At 33.6% G+C, this 24,389-nt stretch carries 31 protein-coding genes, 1 tRNA gene and 1 rRNA gene; 19 read left to right on the top strand and 14 right to left on the bottom strand.

What is annotated here, in order from left to right; translation table 11 throughout:
* Window positions 1-5: 5 nt before the first annotated feature.
* The 14 genes from rpsJ (at window position 6) to rodA (ending at window position 9,517) form a co-directional block, all read left to right on the top strand.
* Window positions 6-329 (top strand): 30S ribosomal protein S10, encoded by a 324-nt coding sequence (gene rpsJ, locus ABDH49_07125; protein MEN3046734.1) that lies wholly within the window; start codon window positions 6-8, stop codon window positions 327-329.
* Window positions 326-973 carry a 50S ribosomal protein L3 gene (gene rplC / locus ABDH49_07130; protein ID MEN3046735.1) on the top strand — a complete coding sequence of 216 codons (648 nt, stop codon included), beginning with the start codon at window positions 326-328 and terminating at the stop codon, window positions 971-973. Before rpsJ ends, rplC begins: the two co-directional genes overlap by 4 nt.
* On the top strand, window positions 970-1,617 hold the full coding sequence (rplD, locus tag ABDH49_07135; GenBank protein ID MEN3046736.1) for a 50S ribosomal protein L4: 648 nt from the start codon (window positions 970-972) through the stop codon (window positions 1,615-1,617). Before rplC ends, rplD begins: the two co-directional genes overlap by 4 nt.
* Window positions 1,601-1,894 carry a 50S ribosomal protein L23 gene (rplW, locus tag ABDH49_07140; GenBank protein ID MEN3046737.1) on the top strand — a complete coding sequence of 98 codons (294 nt, stop codon included), beginning with the start codon at window positions 1,601-1,603 and terminating at the stop codon, window positions 1,892-1,894. The genes rplD and rplW overlap by 17 nt, the downstream gene beginning before the upstream one ends.
* A gap of 12 nt (window positions 1,895-1,906) precedes the next feature.
* Window positions 1,907-2,728 (top strand): 50S ribosomal protein L2, encoded by an 822-nt coding sequence (gene rplB, locus ABDH49_07145; GenBank protein MEN3046738.1) that lies wholly within the window; start codon window positions 1,907-1,909, stop codon window positions 2,726-2,728.
* A 3-nt stretch (window positions 2,729-2,731) separates the two neighbouring features.
* The gene (rpsS, locus tag ABDH49_07150; GenBank protein MEN3046739.1) at window positions 2,732-3,031 is read left to right on the top strand and encodes a 30S ribosomal protein S19; all 300 of its coding nucleotides are present in this window, start codon (window positions 2,732-2,734) and stop codon (window positions 3,029-3,031) included.
* 1 nt (window position 3,032) lies between these two features.
* Window positions 3,033-3,386, top strand: coding sequence for an uL22 family ribosomal protein (locus ABDH49_07155; GenBank protein ID MEN3046740.1), 354 nt, complete (start codon window positions 3,033-3,035; stop codon window positions 3,384-3,386).
* 1 nt (window position 3,387) lies between these two features.
* Window positions 3,388-4,044 (top strand): 30S ribosomal protein S3, encoded by a 657-nt coding sequence (rpsC, locus tag ABDH49_07160; protein MEN3046741.1) that lies wholly within the window; start codon window positions 3,388-3,390, stop codon window positions 4,042-4,044.
* Between the two features lie 2 nt (window positions 4,045-4,046).
* Window positions 4,047-4,466: a 50S ribosomal protein L16 gene (gene rplP / locus ABDH49_07165; GenBank protein ID MEN3046742.1), complete on the top strand. Its 420-nt coding sequence runs from the start codon at window positions 4,047-4,049 to the stop codon at window positions 4,464-4,466.
* The gene (gene rpmC / locus ABDH49_07170) at window positions 4,460-4,660 is read left to right on the top strand and encodes a 50S ribosomal protein L29 (protein ID MEN3046743.1); all 201 of its coding nucleotides are present in this window, start codon (window positions 4,460-4,462) and stop codon (window positions 4,658-4,660) included. The genes rplP and rpmC overlap by 7 nt, the downstream gene beginning before the upstream one ends.
* Before the next feature lie 24 nt (window positions 4,661-4,684).
* A complete protein-coding gene (locus ABDH49_07175) occupies window positions 4,685-5,728 on the top strand; it encodes a rod shape-determining protein (protein ID MEN3046744.1) in 1,044 nt (347 codons plus the stop codon).
* Window positions 5,721-6,380: a rod shape-determining protein MreC gene (locus ABDH49_07180; GenBank protein MEN3046745.1), complete on the top strand. Its 660-nt coding sequence runs from the start codon at window positions 5,721-5,723 to the stop codon at window positions 6,378-6,380. The genes ABDH49_07175 and ABDH49_07180 overlap by 8 nt, the downstream gene beginning before the upstream one ends.
* A gap of 370 nt (window positions 6,381-6,750) precedes the next feature.
* A complete protein-coding gene (locus ABDH49_07185) occupies window positions 6,751-8,358 on the top strand; it encodes a penicillin-binding transpeptidase domain-containing protein (protein MEN3046746.1) in 1,608 nt (535 codons plus the stop codon).
* Window positions 8,330-9,517 (top strand): rod shape-determining protein RodA, encoded by a 1,188-nt coding sequence (gene rodA, locus ABDH49_07190; GenBank protein ID MEN3046747.1) that lies wholly within the window; start codon window positions 8,330-8,332, stop codon window positions 9,515-9,517. Before ABDH49_07185 ends, rodA begins: the two co-directional genes overlap by 29 nt.
* Before the next feature lie 609 nt (window positions 9,518-10,126).
* Here the strand turns inward: rodA and ABDH49_07195 are convergent.
* The gene (locus tag ABDH49_07195) at window positions 10,127-10,531 is read right to left on the bottom strand and encodes a bacteriohemerythrin (protein MEN3046748.1); all 405 of its coding nucleotides are present in this window, start codon (window positions 10,529-10,531) and stop codon (window positions 10,127-10,129) included.
* A gap of 57 nt (window positions 10,532-10,588) precedes the next feature.
* On the opposite strand from ABDH49_07195, the gene ABDH49_07200 reads away from it, so the two are divergent.
* A complete protein-coding gene (locus ABDH49_07200; GenBank protein MEN3046749.1) occupies window positions 10,589-11,158 on the top strand; it encodes a VTT domain-containing protein in 570 nt (189 codons plus the stop codon).
* Window positions 11,159-11,175: 17 nt separating this feature from the next.
* Here ABDH49_07200 and rrf read toward each other — a convergent pair.
* The 7 genes from rrf to ABDH49_07235 form a co-directional block, all read right to left on the bottom strand.
* Window positions 11,176-11,292: ribosomal RNA gene (gene rrf, locus ABDH49_07205) — 5S ribosomal RNA — on the bottom strand.
* Window positions 11,293-11,335: 43 nt separating this feature from the next.
* Window positions 11,336-12,232: a TIGR01212 family radical SAM protein gene (locus ABDH49_07210; GenBank protein MEN3046750.1), complete on the bottom strand. Its 897-nt coding sequence runs from the start codon at window positions 12,230-12,232 to the stop codon at window positions 11,336-11,338.
* Window positions 12,222-13,382: a GDP-mannose 4,6-dehydratase gene (locus tag ABDH49_07215; GenBank protein ID MEN3046751.1), complete on the bottom strand. Its 1,161-nt coding sequence runs from the start codon at window positions 13,380-13,382 to the stop codon at window positions 12,222-12,224. Before ABDH49_07215 ends, ABDH49_07210 begins: the two co-directional genes overlap by 11 nt.
* Before the next feature lie 4 nt (window positions 13,383-13,386).
* Window positions 13,387-14,112, bottom strand: a complete 726-nt coding sequence (locus ABDH49_07220) for an ABC transporter ATP-binding protein (protein MEN3046752.1) — start codon at window positions 14,110-14,112, stop codon at window positions 13,387-13,389.
* Window positions 14,113-14,117: 5 nt separating this feature from the next.
* The gene (locus tag ABDH49_07225) at window positions 14,118-14,399 is read right to left on the bottom strand and encodes a hypothetical protein (protein MEN3046753.1); all 282 of its coding nucleotides are present in this window, start codon (window positions 14,397-14,399) and stop codon (window positions 14,118-14,120) included.
* Entirely contained in the window at window positions 14,396-15,646 is a 1,251-nt protein-coding gene (locus ABDH49_07230) for a DUF4384 domain-containing protein (protein ID MEN3046754.1), read from the bottom strand. The genes ABDH49_07225 and ABDH49_07230 overlap by 4 nt, the downstream gene beginning before the upstream one ends.
* Window positions 15,647-15,656: 10 nt before the next feature.
* Window positions 15,657-16,463: a fibronectin type III domain-containing protein gene (locus tag ABDH49_07235; protein MEN3046755.1), complete on the bottom strand. Its 807-nt coding sequence runs from the start codon at window positions 16,461-16,463 to the stop codon at window positions 15,657-15,659.
* Between the two features lie 109 nt (window positions 16,464-16,572).
* On the opposite strand from ABDH49_07235, the gene ABDH49_07240 reads away from it, so the two are divergent.
* Window positions 16,573-16,658 (top strand) — tRNA-Leu (locus ABDH49_07240).
* 17 nt (window positions 16,659-16,675) lie between these two features.
* Window positions 16,676-16,945 carry a 4Fe-4S binding protein gene (locus ABDH49_07245; GenBank protein ID MEN3046756.1) on the top strand — a complete coding sequence of 90 codons (270 nt, stop codon included), beginning with the start codon at window positions 16,676-16,678 and terminating at the stop codon, window positions 16,943-16,945.
* A 47-nt stretch (window positions 16,946-16,992) separates the two neighbouring features.
* Here ABDH49_07245 and ABDH49_07250 read toward each other — a convergent pair whose 3' ends face one another.
* From ABDH49_07250 to ABDH49_07275, 6 genes are all read right to left on the bottom strand, one after another.
* Complete coding sequence (locus tag ABDH49_07250) at window positions 16,993-17,883, bottom strand: thiamine pyrophosphate-dependent enzyme (protein MEN3046757.1); 891 nt, start codon at window positions 17,881-17,883, stop codon at window positions 16,993-16,995.
* A gap of 1 nt (window position 17,884) precedes the next feature.
* Window positions 17,885-19,636: a 2-oxoacid:acceptor oxidoreductase subunit alpha gene (locus tag ABDH49_07255; GenBank protein ID MEN3046758.1), complete on the bottom strand. Its 1,752-nt coding sequence runs from the start codon at window positions 19,634-19,636 to the stop codon at window positions 17,885-17,887.
* 82 nt (window positions 19,637-19,718) lie between these two features.
* Window positions 19,719-20,657 carry a thiamine pyrophosphate-dependent enzyme gene (locus tag ABDH49_07260; protein ID MEN3046759.1) on the bottom strand — a complete coding sequence of 313 codons (939 nt, stop codon included), beginning with the start codon at window positions 20,655-20,657 and terminating at the stop codon, window positions 19,719-19,721.
* 5 nt (window positions 20,658-20,662) lie between these two features.
* Complete coding sequence (gene porA / locus ABDH49_07265; protein MEN3046760.1) at window positions 20,663-21,853, bottom strand: pyruvate ferredoxin oxidoreductase; 1,191 nt, start codon at window positions 21,851-21,853, stop codon at window positions 20,663-20,665.
* The gene (locus ABDH49_07270; GenBank protein ID MEN3046761.1) at window positions 21,850-22,131 is read right to left on the bottom strand and encodes a 4Fe-4S binding protein; all 282 of its coding nucleotides are present in this window, start codon (window positions 22,129-22,131) and stop codon (window positions 21,850-21,852) included. Before ABDH49_07270 ends, porA begins: the two co-directional genes overlap by 4 nt.
* On the bottom strand, window positions 22,128-22,694 hold the full coding sequence (locus tag ABDH49_07275; GenBank protein MEN3046762.1) for a 2-oxoacid:acceptor oxidoreductase family protein: 567 nt from the start codon (window positions 22,692-22,694) through the stop codon (window positions 22,128-22,130). The genes ABDH49_07270 and ABDH49_07275 overlap by 4 nt, the downstream gene beginning before the upstream one ends.
* 129 nt (window positions 22,695-22,823) lie before the next feature.
* Between ABDH49_07275 and ABDH49_07280 the strand changes: the two genes are divergently transcribed.
* On the top strand, window positions 22,824-23,198 hold the full coding sequence (locus tag ABDH49_07280; protein ID MEN3046763.1) for a response regulator: 375 nt from the start codon (window positions 22,824-22,826) through the stop codon (window positions 23,196-23,198).
* Window positions 23,195-24,388 (top strand): EAL domain-containing protein, encoded by a 1,194-nt coding sequence (locus ABDH49_07285; GenBank protein ID MEN3046764.1) that lies wholly within the window; start codon window positions 23,195-23,197, stop codon window positions 24,386-24,388. The genes ABDH49_07280 and ABDH49_07285 overlap by 4 nt, the downstream gene beginning before the upstream one ends.
* Window position 24,389: the final 1 nt, after the last annotated feature.

Consider the following 24,389-nt stretch of genomic DNA (forward strand, 5'->3'; position numbering starts at 1 on the left):
AAAATATGCCAATAACAGAAAAGATAAGGATAAAGTTGAAAAGTTACGATGCAAGACTTATTGAAAAATCGGCAAAAAGAATAGCTTTAACAGCTCGTGGAACAGGAGCTGATGTAAGGGGCCCTATTCCATTACCAACGAAAAAAACATTAATAAGCGTAATAAGAAGTCCTTTTGTTCATAAAACTTCAAGAGAACAGTTTTTTTATTGTGTTCATAAGAGATTAATAGAGATAATAAATCCGACCCAAGAGACAGTTGAAAAGCTCTCAAAGCTTGATCTTCCAGCAGGTGTCGATGTGAAGATTGAAGTGAGTGTGGAAAGATGAAAGCACTCCTGGCAAAAAAGATTGGCATGACAAGAATACCCTTTGAAGAAAGTATTGTTCCCTGTACACTACTACATGTAGATAATGTATATGTAATGGGAATAAGAACTAAAGAAAAAGACGGTTATTCGGCAGTAAAGCTCTGTATTGGAAGAAAAAAGGCAAAAAAGATGAAAAGGCCCCTTTTAGGGGAGTTTAAAAAGGTTTTTGGAGATAGAGAAGAGTATCCTGCTGAGTTAATTAAAGAAGTAAGGGGGGAATTTGATCCGCAAATTTATAGCGTTGGAGCAGAACTTTCACCTTCAATTTTTGAGCCTGGAGAGGTTGTAGATGTTATTGGGTATACAAAGGGAAGAGGTTTTGCTGGGGTTGTTAAAAGATGGGATTTTGCTGGAGGACCCGCTTCCCACGGTTCAATGTCTCATAGAAGACCTGGTTCAATAGGTCAAACAACAGATCCGGGAAGAGTTTGGAAAGGAAAAAGGATGGCTGGACACTATGGAAATGAAAGAGAGGCCGTTCATAACCTGAAAGTTGTATACGTTGATGTGGATAATAAGATTATAGGTCTAAAAGGATCTGTTCCTGGTCCAAATGGGTCGGTTGTAATTATAAGGAGTCCTAAAAGGGTAAAAAAGAAATGAAAGCTAAAGTCTTTGATATAACAGGAAAAGAAGTTGGCGAAAGAGAATTGCCCCACTATATTTTTGATCTGAAACCTAACATACATTTACTTTGGCTAGTGACAAAATATTACTTATCAAGATGGAGAGTGGGGTCGGCAAATACAAAAACAAGGGGAGAGGTAAGAGGTGGTGGAAGAAAACCCTGGCCTCAAAAACATACTGGTTGGGCAAGACACGGATCTATTAGATCTCCAATATGGAGAAAGGGGGGAGTTGTTTTCGGCCCAAAACCAAGAGATTTTTCAATAAGTGTTCCCTATAAGGCCAGGCTAAAAGCTCTATATATAGCATTAAGCGATAGAGCAAGAGATAAAAGGATCAAGGTGTTAACAGGTCTAAATGATTTAGCGCTAAAAACAAAAGAGGGGGAGAGGGTTATAAGTAATCTCGGTTTAAATGATACAAAGGTTATTCTTCTATTCGCAGACAATGAAAGAAAGCACTTTTTAGCCTTTAGAAATATTGAAAAGGTCACCTGTAAAAGAGCTATAGATGTTAATGCCTACGATATTTTAAATTCTAAATTTGTAGTTTTTTCGGATGAGGGCCTTAGTGAGTTTTTGAAAGTAAGGGGAGGGTTAAAAAGTGAAGAGTCCCTATGATATTATAATTTCGCCCATTATTACTGAGAAGGGAACCTTTTTAAGGGGGAGGTCAAATTACTACGTATTTAAAGTTAGAAAAGACGCCAATAAAAAGGAGATAAAGTGGGCAATTGAAAATCTTTACAAGGTAAAAGTTGAAAAGGTCAGAACTGTTAATGTTAAGCCAAAGCCAAAAAGGTTAAGACATAGACTATACGGCAGAACGTCTGCTTGGAAAAAGGCATATGTTAAATTAAAAGAGGGGGAAACAATACCTTTATATGAAGGAGTTTAAAAAGGAGATAACATGGGTATAAAAAGATATAAGCCCTATACGCCATCAAGAAGGTTTATGACAGGATATACCTTTGAAGAGATTACAAAGACAGAACCTGAGAAAAGCTTAGTTGTACCGCTAAAAAAGAAGGCTGGTAGAAACAACCAAGGTAGGATAACTATAAGGTTTAGGGGCGGGGGTCACAAAAGACTATATAGGATCATTGATTTTAAAAGAGATAAGTTTGGTATACCTGCAGAGGTTTTAAGTATTGAGTACGATCCAAACAGAACAGCAAGAATAGCCCTTTTGTGTTATAAAGATGGCGAAAAAAGATATATACTTGCTCCAGAGGGTTTAAAGGTAGGTGATGAGGTTGTTTCTGGTCCTGGCTCTCCCTTAAAAGTTGGAAATGCCTTACCACTTTCAGAAATCCCTGAAGGAATGGAAATTCATAATATAGAACTTGTTCCTGGTAGAGGTGGTAAATTAGTAAAAGCTGCAGGATCTGCTGCTGTTATTTTGGCAAAAGAGGGAAATTATGCTCATGTTCAGCTTCCATCGGGTGAAATAAGACTTATAAACCAGAAGTGCTTGGCAACCTTAGGAAGAGTTTCAAATGTTGACCACGAGAACATAGTTATAGGAAAGGCAGGAAGAAAAAGATGGATGGGTAGAAGGCCTCATGTAAGAGGTACAGCAATGAACCCATGTGATCATCCTCATGGGGGTGGAGAAGGGAGAACAAAAGGTAAAATTCCTAAAACTCCATGGGGGAAAATAACAAAGGGTAAAAAAACAAGAAATCCCAGAAAAGTTTCAAGTAGATTTATAATTAAAAGGAGAAAATAAACTATGGCAAGGTCAAGTAAAAAAGGAGTTTATGTAGATCTTAAGCTTTTAAAAAAAGTTTTAAAGGCAAAACAAAGTGGAGACACAACGCCCATAAAGACTTATTCACGAAGGAGCACCATTATCCCTGAAATGGTGGGACTAACGATACAGGTACACAACGGTAGAAAGTTTATTCCGGTTTATATAACAGAGCTTATGGTAGGGCATAAGCTTGGTGAGTTTTCACCAACAAGAACCTTTAGAGGACACAAGAGTAAAAGAGAAAAGGAAGCAGCAAAAGAAACAAAAAAAGAGGGGTAAAATGGTTGAGGGAGTTGCAAGGATAAAGTATTTAAGAACTTCTTTTAAAAAGTCTAAGAGAGTTTGTGAGGCAATAAGAGGTAAAACTGTAAAAGAAGCCTTAGATATTTTATATTTCCTTACGAAAAAACCTGCTAAATTGTTATATAAGGCTGTAAAATCTGCATGTAATTCTTATGCTGTAAAAAAGGGAATTAAGTTTGATGAAGTTGATTTAAAAAATTTAAGGGTTAAGATTTGTAAAGTAGATAAGGGTCCAACTTGGAGAATTTTAAGACCTGGATTTAGAGGGGTACCGCGTATTGCAAGAAGACACACAGCTCATTTTACAGTTGTGGTAGAGGAGGTAAAGTAATATGGGACAAAAAGTTCATCCTTATGGTTTTAGACTCGGTATACATAAGGATTGGAAGGCTCATTGGTTTGCTGATAGGAAGTCTGAATATGTAAAGTATTTCGAGGAAGATAATAAAATTAGATCTTATCTGAGGGAAAGATATAAAGATGCAAGGGTATCTGATATTGTTATTGATAGAGCTGGAGAGCAGATAACTGTGACGATTCATACTGCTTCTCCTGGTATGGTTATAGGTCAAAAGGGGAAAGAAATAGAACTTGTTAAAAAAGAACTTTCTACGTTTATAAAAAATGAGAACATTACTATACATGTTCAAGAGATAAGAGTTCCAGAACTTGATGCTCAGCTTGTTGCTGATGGTATTGCAAGAAGGATAGAACAGCAGGTATCTCATAGGAGGGCAATGAAAAGAGCAGTTTCCCAAGCTCTAAGGATGGGAGCAAAGGGTATAAAAGTTCAATGCAAGGGAAGACTTCAAGGAGCTGAGCTTGCAAGGAAAGAAGGGTATATGCAAGGTAGAGTTCCTTTACAGACTATAAGGGCAGATATTGATTACGGTTTTTCGACTGCCTTTACAAGGTATGGAACAATAGGAGTTAAGGTTTGGATATATAAAGGTGATATTCTTGAAAAACCAGAAATCGAGGAGGTCTAAATATGCTTCAGCCAAAAAGAATGAAATATAGAAAACAACATAGGGGAAGAAGGAAAGGAAAAGCTATTGATGGGTGTTATCTTGCTTTTGGTGAGTATGGTTTAAAGGCACTTGAGTCAGCCTGGATTAAGGCAAATCAGATAGAGGCTTGCAGGTTAGCTATTGGAAGATATTTAAAAAAGGGTGGTAAGTTATGGATAAGGATTTTCCCTGATAAACCTGTTACTAAAAAGCCTGCAGAAACGAGAATGGGAAAGGGTAAGGGAAATGTTGATCATTATGTGGCTGTTGTTAAAAGAGGTAGAATTCTTTTTGAACTTGCTGGTGTTTCAGAAGATGTTGCAAGGAGAGCTCTTGAGTTAGCCTCTCACAAGTTACCAATAAAAACAAGATTTGTGACTCAAAAGGAGGGAGGATGGTGAAGGCATCTGAACTAAGAGAACTTGATCAGGATGAACTTTTAAGAATTCTAAAAGAATTAAATGAAAAATTATTTGAGCTAAGAACTAAGAAAGTTTTAGGTAGTCTTGAGAAACCTACTGATATTAGAAAAGTTAAGAGGGATATTGCGAGAGTCAAAACAGTTCTAAGAGAAAAATTTGGAAAGAATTATTAGAAATTATTTATAAATGTGAAAAAAATTTTAAAATTTTTTGAATTCTTTCTTGGTAATGAGATTGCGATAGATTTAGGAACGGCGACGACTTTGATTTATCTAAAAGAAAAGGGAATTGTACTTGATGAACCCTCAGTAGTTGCTGTAGAAAGAGAGTCTGGAAAGGTTATAGCAGTGGGAAACGAGGCTAAGAAAATGTTAGGTAAAACTCCAGGTGAGATTGTGGCAAAGAGGCCAATGAAAGACGGTGTTATAGCTGATTTTGCTCTAGTTCAAGAAATGCTTCACTATTTCATTACAAAAGTAACTAAAAAGTCCTTATTTGTACATCCAAAAATTTTAATATGTGTTCCCTCAGGAATAACAGATGTAGAAATTAGAGCCGTAAGGGATTCAGCAATTCAGGCAGGAGCAAGAGAAGTCTATCTTGTTTCAGAGCCTATAGCTGCAGCAGTTGGAATAGGTCTTCCTATTTCAGAACCCGTTGGAAACATGGTAATAGATATCGGCGGTGGAACTACTGAAATTGCAGTGATTGCACTAAACGGAATTGTTTCAAGTGTCTCTATACGTGTTGCTGGTGATGAGTTAGATGAAGCAATTATAGAGTATATTAAAAGGAAGTATAACGTTTTAATAGGGGATCAGACTGCTGAAAGGATTAAGATTGAAATTGGGAACTGTTTGCCAATTGGGGATGAAAGGGAGATGGAAGTTAGAGGAAGGGATTTAGTAAGGGGTGTTCCCAGAACAATTAAGATAACTTCACAGGAAGTGAGGGAAGCTCTAAGAGAACCTCTTGCTCAGATAATAGACTCTACAAAGAAGGCTCTTGATAAGACACCTCCAGAACTTTCCTCAGATATTATAGATAGAGGTATCTATTTGACAGGAGGTGGAGCTTTACTTAGAAATTTGGATGTTTTGATTCAGGAAGCTACAGGTCTTCCTGTGAGAGTTGCTGATGATCCAAGGACTTGTGTAGTAAGAGGAGCTGGAAAAATACTTGATAACTTTGAAATGTATGAGAAGGTTCTTTTAAAAGAAAGAAAAAAAATATTTGAGTAAATTACTTTATTTTTTTCTTTTAATTTTTTTTTCGCTTTTAACATTCAGTAAGAAGGTTAGAGGATTTATTGATGAGAAAATTGAAAGTTATGTTTATTATCCTTATTTTTTTGCTTATAATGAAATACATTCTTTTTTTTATATAAGGAGTAAAAAGCTTGAAGGTTTAAAGTTTAAACTGAAAAAGGAGGAGGTTCCTCTCTTTGTTAGTTTTCCTGTATATTATGATGAATTTCCTTATCCAAAAATTCTAATTTTAAAAGGAGAAGGAAAAAAGGGAGATGTAGTTGTAACTGAAAATGCACTGGTTGGTAAAGTTATAGAGGTTAAAAAGAACTTTTTAAAGGTTAAAACTGTTTTTAATGAGGAATTTAAGTGTTCTTTAATTTCAAAGTATAATCTTTTATCTATTTATCAAGGAACCGGTGGAAGATTTGGAATTGTTAATTTTTATCCCACTTGGGGTGAAATAAAAAAGGGTGATACTTTATATACAAGTGGCATAACTGAAAATTTTCCTAAGGGTATCCCTGCCTTTATAGTAGACAGTATAATAAAAAAAAGAAGCGATATCTTTTTTGAGTTATACGTTTCTCCTTTGTGGAAACCAGAGAAGTATTGTTTATATTATGTTGTCCCACCTTCACGATGAACAATTTTTTAATTTTTGTTTTTAATCTATCTTTTATACTCCCAGTATCAAAAATTTTTTTTCCAGACCTACCCATTGATATATCTTTGATTTTTATGTTTCTTATAGTTGTAAATAATCTAAAACCCTTAAGTTTTTTGTATCTCTTTATTTTTGGAATTTTCTACGATTATTTTTCAAAGGTTCCTATCACTTTCTTTTTGATAGTAACTTTCATGGTTTATTATTACCTTAAGAATAAACTTAACTTTTCACTTTTTGTTTTGAAGATTTTTAGGAATGCCTTTATATTTATCCCTCTCACTCTTGTAAAGGGTTTTTCTTTCTTTTTTCTAACTTTTGTTTTTTTCTCTTTGATTGAAATTATACCATGGAGGAGAATTTTGGAATTAAAATTTTAAAATCCTTTTTAATTCTTTCAGTTCTTTTGTTCTTTCTAAAAATTTTTGATTATCAAGTTATAAAAGGAGAATTTTTTGAAAAAAAGGCTATTGAGTTTAAGTCTAAAAAGATAAGGATACCTTCTAAGAGAGGAAAAATTTTAGATAGAAATGGATTAGAAGTAGCGTATTGGCGCACAGGTTTCAGATTATTAAAAGGCGACTCCTTATATAAAGAGGATGTTCAAATGGAGGAAGTCGTTAAGTATTTAGAAGATCCAGACTCTTCAAAGATTTTTAATGTCTACGCTTTATTATATAGGTATTATCCCCACGAGAATATTTTTGCTCAAACTATTGGCTACACAGGTCTCCCTGATAAGATAGAGGTTAAAAGAGGGATTGATCCACTTTTAAGAATAGGGAAAACTGGTTTAGAAAAATTTTATGATGATATTTTAAGAGGTACTGATGGTTTTAAATTTCTTTTGATGGATGTAAAGGGGAAAATTTATAACAGAGAAACAAGACCCCCACTTGAGCCAATTGACGGTAAAGATATAACTGTTAACCTTGATATGGAACTTGGAAAATATATAGATTCTATTTTTAAACCTTACGGTAGAGGTGCTTGTGTTGTAATGGAGTCTCAGACAGGTGAAGTTTTAGCGTTATATTCAAAACCCTCTTATAATCTAAATTATCTTACGGGAAAAACTGAAAAAGAAGAGCTAGCTAAGGTGGTGAATGATTCTTCTAATCCACTTTTAAATAGATGTATTCAAGGTTTATACCCACCCGGTAGTATCTTTAAAGTTATCACGGCTTTAATAGCTTTAGAAGAGAATTTAATAGATACAAATAAGGTTATATACTGTGAGGGATTCTATAAGTTTGGAAACAGAGTTTTTAAAGATTGGAAAGAGGAGGGTCATGGTTATGTAAATTTTTATAAAGCTATAGAAGTTTCCTGTGATGTTTATTTTTATGAACTTTCAAAAAGGATTGGCTTAAAGAGATTTTTAGATTACCTGGAGAAGTTAAGTATTTTTGAAAAAACGGGAATTGATCTATATGAGGAAAAAAGGGGATTTAGACCAAATCTTGAGTTTTACACAAGGAAATATGGAAAGTATGGGTTTGGTGAGGGAAATGTTTTAAATCTTGGAATTGGTCAAGGAGAGATTCTTATGACTCCCTTGCAGTTAGCACTCTTATTTTCTTTGATTGCATGTGAGGGTAAAACAAAAACTCCTCATCTTTTGAAGGATTTAAAGGTGCAGGAGATCGAATTGCCCTTTAAAAAGGAAAATATAAGAACTTTAAAAAGGGCTCTTTTAAGAGTAGTTCATGGAGAAAATGGGACAGGTAGGTTAAGTTATGTTGCAGGTTTAAAAATCGGTGGAAAAACAGGAACAGCTCAAAATCCATTTGGTGAGGATCATGCTCAGTTTGCCTGTTTTTTCCCTTTTGATAATCCCAGGTTTACAGTTTATGTAATTGTGGAGAATGCAGGTAAAGGTGGTGAGATAGCCGCTCCGATAGCTGGAAGGCTTGTTAGTTGGCTCAATGAAAGATATATTAAGGGTTCAAAATAGAATCTTAATAATTTATTTACTTATTTCTTTTTTAGGTATATTAAATATTTTTTCAGTCTCACGTTCTTTTGGAAGTTATCTTTTTATAAGGCATCTAATTTATTTTGGAATTGGATTTTTTTTATTGATTATTTTTAGCAGAATAAGTATACCGAGGTGGAGAGAGTTTTATTATCTATTTTTTTTAGCTGGTACTTTTTTACTTCTTCTTGTTCTTATTAAGGAGGAAGGTATTAAAAGGTGGCTTTACATAGGAAATTTTTCCTTTCAGGTTTCTGATGCAGTTAAGCCCCTTTTTATTTATTTTTATTCTATGAACTGTTCATTTATAAAAAATGGTAATTATTTTAAGTCGTTTAAAACTTTTACTCTTTACTTAATTCCCTTTTTTCTGATTTTATTTGAGCCTGATCTTGGTTCTGCCCTTTTTTATCTTTTTCTTTTTGGAGTATATGTTCTTGTTTTGAATTTTACTCTTGGAGTTAAACTCTTTTTTATATTTTCTTTTCTATCAATGATTTTTTCTTTTAATTTTATTAGTTTCTTTGTTTTTTCTGTTGTGTCGTTTTTATTAGTTTTTTTAATTAAAAGTTTTAAAGCTTCTGATAGGATTTTACTTTCTCTTGCAATTTTGATGCCGGGTTTAACTGTTCCATTTATATACAACAATGTTTTAAAGGAGTATCAGAGAAAGAGGCTCAAGTATTTTTTAAATCCGGCGGACGATCCAAAGGGTGCAGGTTGGCAGGTTTTGCAGGGTCAACTTGCTATTGGTTCAGGTGGTGTTTTTGGTAAAGGTTTTTTAAAGGGTTCTCATAAGTCCCTTGCTTTTTTACCGCAGGCTTATTCTGATTTTGCCTTTGCTTCCTTTGCTGAGGAGTTTGGTTTCTTGGGTTCCCTCTTTTTGATTTTACTTTACTTTTTTTTACTTATTTCACTTTTAAATTTGAGTAAAGAGAAAGAGGGTTTTGAAACTTTCTTTATTCTTGGGACTTTTTCCTCTATTTTTTACGCCTTTTTTGTAAATATTGGAGGTGTGTTAGGTCTTTTACCAATAACAGGTATCCCTCTTACATTTTTCTCTTATGGTGGAACTAATTTTATCATAAACAGTATTCTTCTTGGAGTTTCGCTTTCTTTTACAAGGAAGTCTTATTAATCTTTTGTAATAAGAAAGTAGCTAGCTTTTTATCTATGGTAAGTATATGATTTGTAAACCAATTTTTCATAAAATTCATAGTTTCAATGCTAATTCCAAGAAGCCCCTTTTCATGTTTGTCTAATAATTCTTTAACTTTAGTTTTGAAAAATTCATGAGCATTTTATGTTCCTGAAATTCCTGATATTTATATCTAGTCATTAAATCTTCTTCAGTATTAAAATGATATTCTGAGTAGCTTTTAAGTTCATTTAGAATCTCATTAATATAATTTCTTTTCCTTGTTTCATTGCACTATGTAGTTCATTCATAATTTCAAAAAATCTTTTGTGTTGTTCATCAATTATCTTAACACCTAAGGCATATTTTTCATCCCAATTTATGAAACTCAGTAATGATTATAACTAAAATTTTAACTATTTTCAAAACAGATCCTTTTTAAAGCGAGGGTGATAGAGATAATAAATCGTGCTTTGTTCCTAGAATAGTCAAATATTTTCCTTTCTTGTAGTTTTTTATGGTTTTAAACTTGGAATTTTTCTTGAATTCTTAAAAGCTTTTTGGGATCCTTTATTCTTTTGGTATTTTGCCTTCTTTTACAAGAGAGTCTTATTGATCCGATTTTTGTAACAAAGTAGATAGCTTTTTATCTGTGTTAAGTATATGATTTGTTAGCCAATTTTTCATAAAGTACAAAACCTCAATGCTAATTCCAAGAAGCCTTTTTTCATGTTTATCTAATACTTCTTTAATTTTAGTTTTGAAAAATTCGTGTTCATCTTTATGTTTCTGAAATTCTTGATAGTTATATCTATTCATGAAATTTTCTTCGGTGTTAAAATGATATTCCGAGTAGTTTTTAAGTTCATTTAAAACCTTATCAATGATTTCTTTGCCTTTTCCTTGCCACATTGCGCTATGTAGTTCATTGAGAATCTCAAAAAATTTCTTATGCTGTTCATCAATTTCCCTTATGCCTATAGCGAATTTTTCATCCCACTTTATAAAGCTCATTTTGTATATTTTGGAGTATAATAATTATAACAAAAATTTTAGCTTTTTTTTTCAAAGATGTTAAAAAAAATTTTTACTTTTTTTATAGTTATACTATTTATAATTTTTGTAGTTTCACTTTTAATTTTGTTATATCCTTACAATAAGGCGAGGGTAATAGAGATAGTAAATCGAGTTGGGGTTTGGGGTCCCCTGCTACTGGTTTTTTTTCATTCTTTTCAAGTAATAGTTGCACCTTTACCTGGCCACGTATTTCCCTTTCTTATAGGTTTTTTTTATGGTTTTATACCTGGAATTTTTCTTGCAATTCTTGGGAACTTTTTAGGATCATCCTTAGGATTTCTTCTCGGTAGAATGGGAGGAAAAAAATTTTTAAAATTAAAAAAATTTGAAAAATTAGAGAAGTATAAAGAAAAAATAAAATCAAAGAGTTTTCTTTGGCTTTCAATACTTTTTCTACTTCCTTTACCTGGTATACCAAAAGACCTTTTATGTTATTTCGCCGGATTTATTGGAGTAAGGATAAAAGATTTTATTTTGGCTTTACTTCTTGGTAGACTTCCAGCTGAGATTTTTTGGGTTTTAACAGGAGCTGGGGTTTATAGTTTTCTTACTCCCCCCTCCTGATTTTTAAAAATTAAAACGCCGGGCTACGACCTACTCTCCCATACCCTTGCGGGTATAGTACCATCGGCCCTGGAGGGCTTAACTTCTGTGTTCGGAATGGGAACAGGTGTTTCCCCTCCGGTATGGTAGCCCGACGTTATAGTATTATAACTTAACTTTTTGAAAATTTCAAGTCATTTAGTCTTTTGAGACGAATTTACCTTGATAACTGTCTCTCCTTTCAAGTTCTTTTTCTATATCATTAATTAACTTTAGTTTATTTTTACACCATAAAGGTGCAATAAGTAAATCCTCAGGAGCTTCGCCTGTTAGTCTTGCAATTAAAATATTTTTATCTAATCTTTCTATAAAATCACATACGATATTCACATATTCTTCCAACTCAAGAGGCCTGTATCTACCCTCTATAAACTCTCTCTCAAGTTCTGTGTATTTAACAACATGGAGTGGGTGAATTTTAACTCCATTGATTTTTAACTTATTTAAGAAATGGGCTGTATTAATATAGTCTTTGTATGTATCACCGGGAAGGCCAATTATAACATGAGCCATTATTCTTATTTTTCTTTCCTTTAGTTTTAAGACCGATTCTTCAAAACACTTTAGGTCATGACCTCTTTTTGTTAATATCATACTCTTTTCATTTGCAGATTGAAGTCCAAGCTCTACCCATAGGTAGGTAATTTCATTTAGCTCAGAGAGAAGATCTAAAACATCATCAGGAAGACAATCACAGCGGGTTCCTATTGATATTCCTACTATATCAGGGTGAGTATTCAAAGCTTCATAGTATACTTTTCGCATATAATTAACATCTCCATAAGTGTTTGTATAAGCTTGAAAATAAACGATAAATTTGTTTACTTTTTTTCTTTCTCTTAATATTTCTATCCCTTTAATTATCTGATCTTTTAAAGGAATGAATCTTCTTGCAGTTTCAGGAACAAAGGAAGGATTATAGCAATATATACATTTAGCTTGGGGTGGACACTTAAATCCTGCGTCTACCGAAATTTTCCAAACTTTTTCTTTAAAGATTTCCTTAAGGTGCTGAGAAAATTTATTATACCTCATCTACCCCCTTTAATTTACTGTACCAAACATCCATAAATTTTTTAACCTTTTTTTCTTTTAGAAGTTTTTTGTAAAATCTAAAATTTTGCTTATAAAATTCAAAGGTTTTTTTGATTGCGTCATTAAAGTTCCAGCTATATTTAAAACCTAAGGAGAACAGTTTAGTTCCATCGAGTGAGTATCTTCTGTCGTGAGCAGGTCTATCCTTTAAAAATTCAATAAATTTTTCTTTTTCGACTCCAGCAAGATCACATATAATTTCTGCAACTTTTATGTTTTCTAACTCAGTATTTCCTGGCAAGTTGTATTCCTCTCCTATTTTTCCTTTTTTAAAGATTAAATAAATTCCTCTCACAGCATCCTCTTGATAAATCCAGCTTCTTATTTGTTTTCCGTCGCCGTATATAGGAATCTTTTCTTTCATCAAAACTTTCATAATAGAAAGGGGAATAAATTTTTCGGGAAATTGTCTTTCTCCAAAGACGTTTGAAGGTCTTACAATTATCACTGGGAGACCGTAAGTTTTATAAAATGAGTAGACTAACCTGTCAGCGCCAGCCTTTGAAGCGGAATAGGGACTTGATGGATAAAGGGGTGAATCTTCCTTAGCTTTTCCCTCTATGATTTCACCGTATATCTCGTCAGTTGAAATATGTATAAATTTTCCTCTTTGTCCATTTATTTCTTTAAAGGCATAAAGCAAAAAGTATGTACCTACTACATCTGTGAACACAAATCTATGAGGGTACATGATTGACCTATCTACGTGGGTTTCGGCGGCAAAATGAAATAAATTGTCTATGAAAGTCATAACCACTTTTAGTGGTTCTAAGTTAGTAATTGATGCTACAATCAAAAGTAATCTATCTTCTTTTGATATAAACTTTTTTATTAGATCTTCTAGTTCTTTTTTACTATAAATCTTTTTATAACTTTTTATTTTAGATCTTTCAAATTTAAAATAGTCTTTTCCGAACAACACCACAACAATGTTATCCTCTTTTAGAAAAGGAGATAAGTTAAAGGGTAAGCCTGAGTATGTGAGGGAGTCGTATACGATGAATTTTGAGTTTTTTTCTTCATTTATAAGATATCTTATAAAGTTTGAACCGATAAATCCAGCTCCACCTGTTACAAGGTATAGTCCCATCTAATTATTTTATAAAAAAATAATTTCTTCCTTTAAAGTTAAGAAGCTCAAAATCTACATCTATGAAATCTTTTAGGAGTTCAGGCGTTTCAAAAATTTTATGCTTTTCTATGAAAAGAGAATTGCTACCTTCTTTCATTAAAAGGAGGTAGTCACAAAACCTTAATATGATATTTAAATCGTGAAGAACAAAGATTAAAATTTTGTTTTCCCTTTTAACTTTATTTACGATTGTTTCAAAAATATATAGGGTATTTTCAAAATCAAGGTGTAAATTAGGCTCATCAAGAATAAAAACCTCTGGATCCTTAATTAAGGAGCGTGCCAATAAAACCTTTTGTTTTTGACCCCCTGAAATTTCAGTAAATTTTTTATTCCTAATTTTATAAAGATCAAATAGATTTAAAACTGAATTTATCCTATCTTCTTTAACGTTTCTATAGGGGTATAAACCAAGTTCAACCATCTCGTAGACTGTAAAGGGAACCTCAGATTCGTAAAATTGTGGAAGATAGGAAATTTTTTTTGATCTTGACAATGCATCCATTTTAAATATATTTTCACCGTCAATAAGCACCTCACCACTTAGAGGTTTGAGTATTCCCGAAATAGTTCTAAGAAGAGTTGTTTTACCAGAACCGTTTTTCCCAAATATAGCTAAGATTGATCTTTCATTTAGAGAAAAAGAGAGCCCCCTTATTATAGGGGACCCTCTATAACCGCCAAACAAATTTCTTACTTGTAGTTTAATCTTAAACCCTTCTCAGGAATTTTAATTTGCCTTTTGTCTTTAAGAGAGGTACCCTGTTTTCTTTCGTTTTCTCTCATTTTCTTTAGGAAGTTATCAACTATTCCATCGCCATCTCTATCCAAAGTATCTCCTTTAATTTTATAGATTCTTTCACTTTTTATCCTCTTCTCATGATATTTTTCATAAGATTTTTCACTACCTGGTTTTACCCTTACTTCTATGGAGAATAAATAAACCGGTATAAAAAGAAAAAGGAGTTTTTTCATTTTCTTGACCTTCTATTTTCAATTCTATTTTCTGGTATTACTCCCCTGCCTTTCAAATTAATCTTCTCTATAGAGCCAGGAATTTTAATGGGTCTCTGCTTTTCAATTTTCCTTTGCCTTTCATATTCAGAATTTTCTCTATAAGATCTATTCAGTTCTCTTTTTTCCTCAAAAGTTCTTTCTTCAAATTTTAACCTTTCCTCTTCCATTATGGGGACTCTTCTTTTTTCAGAGGATTCTCTTTCAAAATCCCTTATTTTTTCTGTATCCTCAAAAGTTTTTTCCTGAGGCCTTTCTTTTTCAAATTTTAACCTTTCTCTTTTCACCTCAGAGATTCTTCTTTTTTCGGAAGGTTCAGTTTCTATTTTTCGTATGGTTTTAACTTCTCTTTCAAAGTTTCTCACTTCTTTTATATCTTCTATTTCCGGAAGTTGTAATTTTTCTCTGATCTTAATTATTTCTCTAACTTCTTTACCTTCAACAAGTCCTGCTTCTTTTACTCTTAATCTCACATTCTTTTCAATTTCTTGCAAGCGAATTTTTCTTTCACGTGTAATTTCTTTAGAAAATTCCCATCTTGTCCTTACTCTGTATCTTTCTGGAATAGATTTTACATAACGAGGAATATAAACATACCTATATTCATAGACTCTAATTTCGTATATAGGACAGAAGTCAAAGTAAAAGTAGAAGAAGATGCGCGGGTAGTGGCAGTCATAACAAAACCAGGGTGCTGGATGATAGATGTAATACCTGGGAATAACGTAGTAGCACGTCCAAGCACCAAAATAAATTTTGGGAAACCAAAAAGGTGGCCTGAATTTGAAAACTAAGACAAAATCTACATCATCGTAGTCGTAATAAATAAAGGAATGGGGAGGTAAAGGTTCAAAGCATTCATCTGGAATATCATATATAGGATAAGGTACAACTACTGCGTAAATGTATTCGATACCTTGTTCGTAAGAAGGGAACCACTCTACATCATCGTAAAAATCGTCAGGCAAAACGTAGTGAACTCCAGCTTTTATATATACTGGTTTTCCTACAGGGAAGATCAATTTTGACTTTCCTGAGGGATCAATGTTAAATAAGTAAAGGTAGCCATCGACCTTAGAAATAAGATTAACTTTTATCTTTTCACCTGCTGTATAGACTGACTTATGACCCCCTTCAACCCAGAGTTCCACCATTCTTGCCTGAAGTAAGGCAAAGGATACTATGGTTAAAAAGATTAATTTTTTCATATTAACCTCCTTATTCTGTTTTAGGGGATTTAAACCCCTTTGAAGGTTTAGAAAGTTCAGGGTTTCCCTCATCTAATTGATAGGCCCATTCAAAGTACATACTATTATTTAAAATTTTTAAAATTCTTATTTTTGCAAAATGATTATGTTTAGTCCAAAAAACATAGATGTGTCCTTCAATTGCCTCTAAAATGCCGAGTTTAGACCAACCCTCTAAAGGTGCATAACTTATCTCATCAAAATTTTCAGCATAACCCATATCTTGAACAAATGTAAGTGTATCAGGCACTATTATATATCCTATGTGAGTAGAGGTATCGTATTTAAAGTAAAAATCACAGTTTGGTGAAATATAGGGACATACTATTTGATGTTCAAAATCGAAACCTGAGAAATTTGGATTTATAAGATAGCTAAAAACAACATCTTCACCGTCAGGTCTTGGTGTATCAAATACTTTTTCAGGTGAAAGATCAGATTCGTTACCTGCTGTATCATAGGCTGATACAGCGTAGTAATATGTTATTCCGTTTTGGACGTTATAATCTATAAAATTTGTTATATTTGGTGGTAAGATTTCAATTTTATTATAAGGTCCTTCATAGGAGAAACCTCTCCAGACAATATACCCGGCAAGATCTCTTTCAGTATTTGGGAGCCAATAAAGGTACACTCTTTTGTTGCCTGTTACAGAGTATACTCCTCTTGGTGGAGCTGGAGGTATGTTATCCTTATATGGAGTATGATATTCGTTGATTATACATCCTAAGGATAGAGAGAGTATTATCATTATTGCTATTTTTTTAGTCCTTCCCATTTTTAAACTCCTTTTCTATTAAAAATTAATACAATATCTGTTCCATGAAAAATTAGATAAAATTGCACAAAGTTTGTTCAAAAAGTTATAATTTTTATTCAAAGCTTAGGCCGGAGTGGCGGAATGGAAGACGCGGCGGACTCAAAATCCGCTCTCCTTCAAAGGGAGGTGAGGGTTCAAGTCCCTCCTCCGGCACAAATAAGGAGGAAAAAATGGCCTATATCATCTGTGAACCCTGTATTGGTGTAAAAGATACAGCCTGTGTAGAAGTTTGCCCAGTTGATGCTATTCACCCAAGAAAAGATGAGCCTGAGTACGAAACTTCAGATCAACTGTATATAAATCCTCAGGTCTGTATTGACTGCGGTGCCTGCGAGTCAGTCTGCCCAGTTCAAGCAATTTACGCAGAAGATGCTGTTCCTGATAAATGGAAAGATTTCATCAAAAAGAACTACGAGCACTACGGTCTCACACCTCCTTAAAAAAGTCTATCTTAAGATCTTTTAGGGGGGAAGGATTTCCCCCTTTTTTATTTTTTATCAAATATTAACTCTAAAATCTCTTCTTTTTTTAGTTCTCTTTGCTTTTTAAATTCTTCGACGATTGAATAATCTTCGCTTCCGAAAAGACTAAGTTCGTAATGGTTGCTTTCTTCTATATAAAAAATACCAACTGGAATTTTTCCTTTTTTCCATGTGTTAATTATGGACGATATTGCTTCTTCTCTGGAAGAGTAAGGACCATCAAGTAGTTCTATGTTTTCTCTGAAGTAATCATAGGAATACTCCTCGTTATAAGTCACACAGGGAGAAAGGACATCAATATGTGAAAAACCCTTGTGTTTTAGGGCGGCTTTTATGTATTCCTTAAGGCTCTTTATATCACCCGAAAAACCTCTTGCTACAAAGGTTGCACCAGCAGAAAGAGATAGTAAACAGGGTTCAATGGGACGATCTTTAGAGCCGTAAGGTGTGGTTCCCCTTACAAATCCATAAGGTGAGGTAGGCGACACTTGTCCTTTTGTTAGGGCATAAATTTCGTTATTCATTACAATGTATTTAATGTTTATATTCCTTCTTGCTGCATGTATAAGATGGTTACCGCCAATACCGTACCCATCGCCATCACCACCAGTTACTATAACATTTAATTTTTGATTTGCTAACTTAACTCCTGTAGCAACAGCTAAAAGCCTACCATGAATAGTATGAAAAGCATTAGCATTAATATAATCCGGCAATTTAGATGAACATCCTATTCCACTTACAATAACAGTATCAAAGGGGGAAATTCCAAGTTCAAAGAGTGCCTGTTTTAATGCTGTAAGTACTCCAAAATCTCCACAACCCGGACACCATGTACTCTTTTTCCCTTCATAAATTTTAATATTTTTAATTTCAAAATCTAAGATTTTTTCCATTTCAACCTTCTCCCTTTATAATTTTTTTTATTTCCCTTACTATTTCAGAGGGTTTAAAGGGTAAGCCGATGTATTTTCTTAGAGAAAAAACGTTCTCTTTTTTTCCCCATATTCTTGAAAGGTAATTTCTAAGCTGAGAAAATGAATTAAGTTCGCAAACAAAAACGTTTTTATTAAAGGTCAGTGAATAAATATAATCTTCGTGAAGAGGAAACAAGCTTCTAATCCTAAGATAGGAAAAGTCAAGCTTTTCTTCATTTAATCTATCTACAGCTTCCCTCATGGGACCTAAAGAGGAACCTATTCCAATCAGAACGTTTTTAGCTTCTTCCCTTCCATAAAGTTCAGGAAATGGTAACTCATTAATAATATTTTCAAACTTTCTAATCCTTTTTTCTACCATTTCATTTCTATACTCACATTCCTCATCAATAAAGCCTTCTGGAGTTTTTTCATTTGAGTTATATCTCACGATTATGCCTTTCTGTCCGGGAAAACCTCTCAATGAAATACCATCCTCAGTTATCTCATATCTCTCATAGGGTTTTCCGTTTGTCATATAGCTAAGAACCATTTCGTCAGTTAAGATCTTTCCTCTTTCCCAAGTGTAATTTTCGTCATAGGGTATATCATCTATTGTTTGTTGATTTTGAGAGATTGCCTGCTCTGAGAGAACTATTACAGGAATCTGATATTTCTCAGCGAGATTGAAAGCTTTAAATGTAAATTCAAAACTTTCTTCAGGAGTTGAGGGTACAAGCACAATACGTGAAACATCGCCATGTCCTGCAAAGAGTATATGGTTTATATCTTCCTGTGAAGTTTTAGTTGGTATTCCAGTGGATGGTCCTGCTCTTTGGGCATGGTATATCACTAAGGGGACTTCTGCCATAGAGGCAAGAGAGAGTGCTTCAACTTTAAGAGCCATACCAGGACCGCTTGTGGCAGTCATAGATCTTATACCGGCAAAGGAGGCACCAATAGCCATATTTATTGAAGCAATTTCATCTTCACCCTGGACTGTTACTCCTCCATACTTAGGTAGATGCTTTGAAAGGAATTCAAAGACTTCAGTTGATGGAGTTATTGGGTAAGCTGCAAAAAATCGACAACCAGCCGCTATTGCGCCTAAGGCTACTGCTTCGTTCCCCGAGAGAAAATACCTACCAGAATCAGTTCCCCTTTCAATTTGAAATCTCTCTTTAACTATCTTCTCAGCTAACACATAGCCCTCGGTTAATGCTCTTATGTTACTCTCAACTATCTTTTCGTCTTTTGCTTTCAAATAAAAAACTATCGTATTTTTGAATTCATCGGGATCAATACTGTATATGTATCCTAAAAAACCAAGAGCTATAACGTTTTTAAATATTTCTCTTTTAAAAAGCTCTCTTGCTCTTTTTTTAAGTGGGACTGAGTAAATATAAATGTCATTAAGATGAATATCTTTTAAATCGATTTCTTCATCGACAATAATAACTCCTCCTTTTTTCAAATCACGTGGGTGGATTTTTATCGCTTTCGGTTCGAAGGCAACTAAAGAGTCTATATGGTCACCCCAAGAGTAAATTCTTTTTAAATTTGCTCTAATTGTGAGATTTGTAGGCAGACCTCTTATGTTTGAGGGAAAATCTTTTACTGACACAACATAAAGTCCTCTTCTTTTTAAAGTAAAGGCTAAAATTTCCCCGGCTAAAAGAGAACCATCTCCGGCAAGACCTGCAATTCTAACAGAAAAGTCCGAAAGTTTCATACATACCTCCTTATTTTAAAAATTAATATACAGGATCTTTTTTAAAAATTCAAGTGATTATTAAATTTTATTAATTTTAAAATTAGAAGACTTTTAAACCATCAAGCCTTAAGAGTTTCTCCCATTTTTCGTCCACTTTTTTTTGAATTTCTTCGATAAGATCGTCTCTTCCGATTAAATGGCTGAATCTTTCTTGTTTTAAAAGAAAAGTTTTTACAGGTAATTTTTCTTTAGGCTTATAGTTTACTCTATAGACTCCTTCCTCTATTTCATAGAGTGGCCAAAAACATGTCTCAACGGCTAATCTTGCTATTTCAACTGTCTCATCTTCTTTATATCCCCACCCGATAACGCATGGGGCTATTATGCTTATAAACTTGGGCCCCTCAATCTCATAGGCTTTCCTAAGTTTTCTTATAAGATCTCCCCAATGAGATATAGAAGCTTGAGCTACATAAGGAATCTTATGTGCCGCCACAATTTCTATAATTTCTTTTCTATCCTGAATTTTTCCAAAAGAAGATTTTCCAGCAGGTGAGGTGGTAGTGCTTGCACCAAATGGTGTTGCAGAGGATCTCTGAATACCTGTGTTCATATAAGCTTGGTTATCATACAAAACGTAAAGAAAATTATGCCCCCGCTCCAATGCTCCAGAGAGGGCTTGTAAGCCAATATCGTAGGTTCCTCCATCACCTCCTATAGCAATAAAAACAATTTTTTTATCTTCTTTAATTTCTCCTCTTCTTTTTAAAGCTTTATATGCCGCTTCAACACCTGATATAACAGCTGCAGCATTTTCAAAGGCAACATGAATCCAACTGCAGGGCCATGCAGAATAAGGGTAAATAGTAGAGACAACCTCTAAGCAACCTGTGGCATTAGAAACAACTACCGGATAATCAGATGATCCTAAGACCATCCTTATAATAGATGGAAAAGAACAGCCCGCACAAGCCCTATGGCCTGATGCAAGCCCTACTGTTCTTTCTGCCAGCTCCTTTAACGAAAGTATCCTCTTCATCTTTTTTACTCCCTTAACCCAATATAAATATACTCCTCAGTTATTTTATTTTTCATTCCTATATCTTTTAAAATATCAAAAACTTTCATAGCATCCTCTATTCCAAACTCTCTGCCACCCAGACCAAAAACAAAACTCTGCACTAAGGGTCTTTTTGATAAGGGATAAAGAGCTGCCCTTAACTCTATAGACAAAGGTCCTCCCATAGTGCTGAAAGTTTCAGCTCTATCCATAACTCCAACAACTTTCACATTAGTTAGCTTTTCTCTTAAAATTTCATACGGAAAGGGTCTCATCACCTTTAATCTCAAAACTCCAACCTTCTCCCCCTTATTTCTTAATTCATCCACTACTTCCTTAAACGTACCAGCAGCCGAAGACATAACCACAACTACTATCTCGGCATCCTCTATATTATATTCTTCAACAAAGGAAGGTACGTTAATACCGAACCTTGCCCTATACTCTTCAAAAACATCATTTATTATCTTTTTTGCCTTTATGACTCCTTCAAGTTGATTTCTTTTATATTCAAGATAATAATCAAATAGAGTGAGAGAACCAAGTGTAATAGGTTTTTCTACGTCAAGGAGCGAGTAGAGGGGTTTTCTTTTTCCAATAAAGCTTTTTACCTCCTCGTCTTCAAGAACAAAAACCTTTTCCATCCCATGGGTAACTATGAATCCGTCCATCATAACCATACAGGGCAGGTTTGCTTCTTCTGATATCCTTACGGCATTTATTATAGTATGATAAACTTCGTTTGCATTTTCGCAGTACATCTGAATCCAACCACAGTCTCTCGAACCCATAGTGTCTGAGTGGTCACAATGAATGTTTAGTGGTCCTGAAAGAGCTCTGTTACCTACTATCATCACGATGGGTAACCTCATAGAGGAAGCTATGTAGAGAATTTCATGCATAAGAGCAAGTCCCTGAGAACTTGTTGCAGTTATAACTCTTGCTCCTGAAGCTGAAGCCCCGATGCAAACAGAAATAGCTGAATGTTCTGATTCTACAGGGATAAATTCTGTGTCTACCTCTCCATCTGCAACATATTTAGAAAAAATCATAACTATTTCTGAGGAGGGGGTAATAGGATAGGCAGCTACAACGTCTGGATTTATCTGTTTCATTGCAAAAGCTGCTGCTTCATTACCTGTTTTAGCAACGAATTTTCTCGTCTCTACTTTCATATCTCTTCCTCCTTCATGCTTATTGCACCTTTTGGACATACGTTGGCACAGATACCGCAACCTTTACAATAATCTAGATCAATGCCAATTACCTTTCCTAATTTGACTTTTATAGCAGAATCGGGACAATAAAGAAAACAAATTAAACAATGGGTACAGTCACTTTCTGAAAATAAAGGTGTTTTTATTCTCCAGTCACCAGTTTTATATTGTGGAGAGGTGGGAGTATTTCTTACAACTCCTCCCTCTTCAAGCTCTTTCCAAGTTTTTAACTTCATTCTTTAACCTCCTTATAGGCTCTTTTTATAGCTTCAATATTTTTTTCAACAGTTTCTTTGTCGTATTTACTCATTAATCTATCTTTTAAAACCCCAATGAATTCTTCAAGGGAGTGCGATTTTAAAATTTTTAGAAGAGCGCCAAGCATTGGGGTATTGGGAAGGTTTCTTCCAAAAATCTCTTTTGAAATAGATGTAGCATCAACAGTCTTTATCTCTCCCTTTAACTCAAACTTTTCTCTTAGTTCTTCCCGTCCCATACTTGTGTTTACTATTATAATTGTGTCATTTTTTACAAAATTCCTTAAAACTTTAGATTTTAAAAGTGTTTTATCTATGACTACTATAATGTCAGGATCTTTAACTCCATAGTGGCCTTTTATAGGGTCATCGCTAATTCTGGTAAAGGCTACAACTGGAGCTCCTCTTCTTTCTGGACCGTACTCTGGGAAAGCCTTTATGTATTTTCCGATATACGCGAAAGCTTCTCCTAAAAGTAGAGCAGCTGTTTTTACTCCCATACCTCCTCTACCCAGCCACATAATATCAATTTTCTTGTTCATTTTTCCTCCTCAAATTTTAGAAATAAGTATAATTTACTTAAATGTTTAAATTCAAATAAATTCAAATTTTATTAACCTTTTTGAAATTACTTATGTTTAAAAGATAAAATTTACCAAAGGAGGTGAAAAATGGAGAAAAAAAGAATACTTATAGTTGATGATGAGGAGGATATTCTTACTCTGGTAGAGGAAATTTTAAAAGATGATTATCTTGTTGAAAGGGCGAACTCTCCGTCTAGAGCAATTGAAATTTTAAAAAGGGATTCTAATTTCGATTTAATCTTACTTGATATTATATTACCTGAAAAAGATGGGTGGGAGCTTTTAAGAGATTTTAAAAACCTTTTAAAAGATAAGGAAATTCCTGTTGCTATTTTTTCAATTCTTAAAGAACCGCAGGATATGTTAAAGGCAATTAAAGAGGGAGCAATTGCTTATATTGTTAAACCATTTGACCCTGAGGGGTTAAAAAATAGAATAAGAGAAATCTTTGAAAAATTATGAAGGATGAAATTTCCGGACTACCTTTATTAATTGAAATCATTAATCAACTTAAAGATCGTATTGAAAAAGAAAAAGAGGTTTATCTCTTAATAATTCAAATTCTCGAATCATCAATTTATGAAGATGAATTTGGATTTGATGTTTTTGATTCTTGGATAAAAAACCTTGCAGAGTTTACAAGAATTTCTGTTACAAAAGAATTTACGTCTTATGAAAATCCAATCGTGTTTACAACAGAGCCTTTTTCAAGCTTAATTTGTATTCTTTTTCCTAAAACTCATGATCCAAAAAAATTTATGAATAAATTAAAAAGTGAAATTGAAAAACTCATTCCTGCTCCCACTGCAATTACACTAAGAGAAATAAAATTTGATCCATTAAGGAGAACAGAAAGGATTATCTATCAGACGATAAATGAAGTGAAAATTGAACATATGAAAACTGAAAGTAAAATGAAATCCAATATAAAATCTCTGTTTAAAAAAATAATTAGAACAGCAGAGATAAAGATGGTTTTCCAGCCAATTTTTGAAATTTCTGAGGAAAAAACAACTTATGGATTTGAGGCTCTTGCGAGAGGACCGAAAGGAACAGAACTTGAAATGCCTTCAGCTCTTTTTTCTGTAGCTGATGAGTTAAATGAATTAGAAAGTTTAGAAAAATTATGTAGATGGAAGGCTCTTTTAACATTAAAAAAATTACCAAATGAAAAATATAAGATTTTCTTAAATGTTTCCTCTAAAATTTTGCAACAAAAAAGTAACTATATAGAAGAACTGATCGAAAATTTAGAAGAACTTAAGATAAAAAAGAATAGAATTGTATTAGAACTAACAGAGAGGTATGCTATTTATGATTTTGACACTTTAAAGAAAAATGTAAATTATCTTAAAGAGAACAATATTGAACTTTCGATAGATGATGTAGGAGTAGGGTATTCCTCACTTCAAACATTAGCTGAATTAAATCCGGATTATCTAAAATATGATATGGTTCTTGTTAGAGATATTCATAAGGATATAGTCAAGCAAAACCTTCTTGAAATGGTGTTAAATTTTGGGGAAAAAATAAAGGCAAAAGTAATCGCTGAAGGAATAGAAAAAGAGGAAGAGCTTATTACTTTAAAAAAGATCGGTATAAAGTACGGACAAGGTTTTTATCTTTCCTATCCTTTTGAAGTTGAAATATAAA

It is taken from the genome of Candidatus Hydrothermales bacterium (genome assembly GCA_039630235.1).
Lineage (GTDB): Bacteria > Hydrothermota > Hydrothermia > Hydrothermales > JAJRUZ01 > JBCNVI01.